Source organism: Gracilimonas halophila, from assembly GCF_042684365.1.
GTDB classification, from domain to species: Bacteria; Bacteroidota; Rhodothermia; order Balneolales; family Balneolaceae; genus Gracilimonas; species Gracilimonas halophila.
The window spans coordinates 1-942 of record NZ_JBHULI010000011.1 but is presented as its reverse complement, the minus strand read 5'-3'; the positions used below and the strand labels follow the sequence as shown (position 1 = coordinate 942).

The 942-nt window shown below is 36.6% G+C and carries 1 protein-coding gene; it reads left to right on the top strand.

Features of this window, described 5'->3' with window-relative positions; translation table 11 throughout:
* The first annotated feature begins 175 nt into the window (after positions 1–175).
* Complete coding sequence (locus ACFSVN_RS04935; protein WP_390299487.1) at positions 176–679, top strand: hypothetical protein; 504 nt, start codon at positions 176–178, stop codon at positions 677–679.
* Positions 680–942 lie beyond the last annotated feature (263 nt).

The following is a 942-nucleotide window of genomic DNA, read 5'->3' as shown; positions in this document are numbered from 1 at the left end:
AAATCCAGTAAATTCAAAACATAACAATGCGTTTTAAATCGGACACGGACGGGGCGCAATGGAACCTGATTGCCAGGAAATAATTTCGCTACTTCAACCAAATCATAATCCCCGCGCCGTTTAAACGTGGGTCGTTATATGGCCTTTTAATAAATCGAATCACAAATAGTTTATCATGCTAAGTAAAAATATAACATTCATCCTTTTTGCATTAATACTCACTTCTTGTGTAACTACTTCAAACATTCCAACTGAAGTTTCATCTGAAATTCCAGATGACGCAAATGCTATTGAACTTTATTCAACTGAATCACCATCTGATTTTTATAAAACAATTTATCAACATCTCGCTTCAGAAGGATTTAGCATTTCTCAAGAAAATAGCGAAATGGGTACATTTTCTACTGGTTTCAAAGAAGTTGGACAAGAAACGACTTTAAAAATCGATGTATTTGTAGAAAAAGATAATAATGGAAGTAAAGCTACATTAAGAGGTTCTTGGAATGTAACATCTTCGATGGGAGCTGGAATTACAGCTGCAACTGGAGCAAGTTTGGGCGGTACTTCAGCAGAAAGAGCAAGTTGGGATCAATCAGGTCGCCCAAAAGTTGCTTTTGGTGAAATGGCTGTAATTGCCAAAGAAATTGAATATCAAAAGTTAGAATATATTTCAGATTAAAAAGTATTTCGGCCATATAACCCGCGCATTAAGTGGGACGTGCCTCGCCGTTGGTCGCCAGTTTTATTTTAGTCAGTTTCAGTAGTACATTCTTAATCAAATTCAGCACTACTTTGCACGCCCCTTATGCGCAATGTCGTTATGTTCTTCATTTACTTCCCCTTTCATTTCGCTATAAAATTTATTTGACAATGTTCGCATATATGCTAACTTTGAGATATGCGCGTTATCAAGTTTTACCGAACAAAAACCGGGAATTGTCC